The 2,539-nt window shown below is 35.3% G+C and carries 4 protein-coding genes; 1 reads left to right on the top strand and 3 read right to left on the bottom strand.

Annotation, left to right across the window (positions count from 1 at the left end; translation table 11 throughout):
• Window positions 1-262: 262 nt before the first annotated feature.
• From ME3_RS06580 to ME3_RS06570, 3 genes are all read right to left on the bottom strand, one after another.
• Complete coding sequence (locus ME3_RS06580) at window positions 263-1,045, bottom strand: phage antirepressor Ant (RefSeq protein ID WP_007478132.1); 783 nt, start codon at window positions 1,043-1,045, stop codon at window positions 263-265.
• Window positions 1,046-1,111: 66 nt separating this feature from the next.
• Window positions 1,112-1,510 carry a hypothetical protein gene (locus ME3_RS06575; RefSeq protein ID WP_007478131.1) on the bottom strand — a complete coding sequence of 133 codons (399 nt, stop codon included), beginning with the start codon at window positions 1,508-1,510 and terminating at the stop codon, window positions 1,112-1,114.
• A 240-nt stretch (window positions 1,511-1,750) separates the two neighbouring features.
• On the bottom strand, window positions 1,751-2,065 hold the full coding sequence (locus ME3_RS06570) for a helix-turn-helix domain-containing protein (RefSeq protein WP_007478129.1): 315 nt from the start codon (window positions 2,063-2,065) through the stop codon (window positions 1,751-1,753).
• An 85-nt stretch (window positions 2,066-2,150) separates the two neighbouring features.
• Here ME3_RS06570 and ME3_RS06565 point away from each other — a divergent pair, with 85 nt between their 5' ends.
• Window positions 2,151-2,453, top strand: a complete 303-nt coding sequence (locus tag ME3_RS06565) for a hypothetical protein (protein ID WP_007478128.1) — start codon at window positions 2,151-2,153, stop codon at window positions 2,451-2,453.
• Window positions 2,454-2,539 lie beyond the last annotated feature (86 nt).

Raw genomic sequence — 2,539 nt, 5'->3', positions numbered from 1 at the left:
ATGGCATATATTTCTTTGTTGAGAGGGTCTAATCCATATTTTTTGGCAAGATAAACAAAGACTAAGAACTCAGCATTAGAAATATTACTGCTCATACATGTTTTGAAAATTGCATCACGAAACTCTTGTTCTGAGAAATCATATTGCTGCGCCATTTTTGCTACAAGAGAAGTTGTCATTGTTATTTTCCTTCATTTTGGTTGCACTTCAGCTGTGGCGTGAAGCACGCATGTTTTGAAAAAGGGTGTGTTTGGGGAGGTTTTTAAATGTGTTGAGAAGAAAGCGTTGTTGCTGTCATTGTTTTAAAATCAGCAACTTTAGCATTAACAAAGTCATTGATCTCTTCTTGAGTGCAGATGTGTTTTTGGAGTCTCACACTTAGACATTTTAATCCTTTTGGTGTAATTTTTGCACTAGGAACGCTCTTTTTTCTTCCGGTGATGGTTTGAATGGTTTTTGGTATATACCCCATTAGTCCTTCATTGATTTTACTATAATAAGGCACCAATTTTTTATCAGTACGACGATAAATCCAACGATGATTAATCAAACAGCTGGTTAAATCTTCAGGACACATGCCTAATCTTTGTGCTGCATCATTTATATCAAGCAGGTCATCAGAGCATTCTGAAGATTGAAGGCGATCATTTGCATTTTTGAGGTACGTCAAAACACCTAACATGATCTGAGGATCAGAATAGTCAATTTGAGGAGGTGTTATTTGTTTTGCTTTTCGTTCACATTCAATGAAATATTGACGGGCTTGCTTACCCTTTTCATTACGCTCAATCATAGCAAGTTCTTTTGCCATGTCTAAGGTGAGGTAGTATTCGATGCATGGACGACCATTTTGAGGGTTTACTAAAATTTTAGTAAAACTCACAAAGTCTTTGTTTTCTAGGAAACCATACTCTTTAATACGATGCACTATCCAATCGTTAAAATTGGAATTAACTTTTAAGAATGTATACAACTCACGTGCATTGACTGTTTGGACAGTTTCTTGGTTCATTGTATGGTTCCAAATAGGGATAAGCGTTTCCATTATAAGCCTCATAATGTTTGGATTGGTTTTTCAGATGGGGTGAGAAAAAAGGGGTATTGCTGTATCTCACCGATAATTCATATTTAAAACATCGCAAGGACGTAAACGATGTTGCTCTTCATAACTGCCGTAGGTTGCATCAGCATATTCCCGCTTTTTTATATCTTCTAAAAGATCATGATATGCATCACTCTCAGCTATAAAGGGATACGGGTTAGACTCTAAAAAACAATAGCGGCCTTCGTCTAAGTATTTTTGAACATAAAGCTCAGCAATCTCTTCTGAAATATCATCATAGCGGTTTGACTGAAGATCAATGCGAAGAATGCTTTCAACATCATCTAAACCGTCAACAATGCTCATGATTTCAGTCTTATTAATTGGTCCAGATTGAGCGTGATGATAATCACCACTGCATACAAGCAACAAAATCTCATCAGCATTCACAAAAAACTGTTCATTCATTTTCCATCCCCTCTATTCCTTGTTCGTAAATGGTTGTTTTTAAGTTATGGGGATAAATATAACACGCTTTAGCGTTTATGTCAATTAAAAAAATCGCTATAGCGTTATTTTAATTAATAATGTAGGAACATAAAATGAAGAACTCTAAAAATTTAGAAGTAATTTTACCTAATATTGTTGTAAGATGGGAGTCTTTATCTACGACACAAAAACAAGAAATATTAATGGTAGTAGAAGATATTACTTATGCTGTTCCGTCAACAAAACGTTTAAAGCTTCAAGCTTCCTCTTATCTCCAGATGAAGCCCAAGTTATAAACTTTATATCTTCCTCGGAAATGTTGAATCCAGTTATTACATATATAGCGCTTGCATTTCCGAGTGTATTAAGAATAGCCATCAATTTATCTACAGAAGGCCTTTTCCCTCCATTCACCATCTGTTGTATATAGTTTTGTCCACAACCTGAGGCTTTACTTATCTCAACCATTGTTCGTCCGTCATTTTTTATTAGTTCAATTAAGCGTTGAAACCAATCTTTTTCAATCTTTGTCATTTTAAAGCCTTTACATCTTTACGCTATAGCGTTATAATAGCGTTATAAGATTAGGTTATGTGATGAAGGAGTGTGAAAAGACATAATGCGCCATTCTGCACTTATAAAGGATATAGAGTTGTTTTTAACTAATAACAAAATGTCTCCGTACACTTTTGGTTTCAAATCAATAAAAAATGGCCGTTTAGTTTCACGGTTACGACAAGGTGGACGCATATGGCCAGAAACGGAAATACGCATTCGTACATTCATGAAATACTATTCAAATAATATACGCTACGGCGTTACAAATCAAGATCTCCCCCCACCATCTGATTTTATTGATGTTTGTGTAGTGAGCAGGTTGGGGTGTGATCAAACCGATAGTGAACAATCATTAGGAGGATAAGAACATGAGTATAGAAAAGAAATACGAGCTTACGGAAGAAAGTGAGAAGGTTGATAATTCAAGATTTGGAAAGAAATATAACTGCA

This window comes from Bartonella melophagi K-2C, from assembly GCF_000278255.1.
Classification (GTDB): domain Bacteria; phylum Pseudomonadota; class Alphaproteobacteria; order Rhizobiales; family Rhizobiaceae; genus Bartonella; species Bartonella melophagi.
Note: the sequence above shows the minus strand (reverse complement) of the source record. Positions and strands in the feature narration are given on the sequence as shown.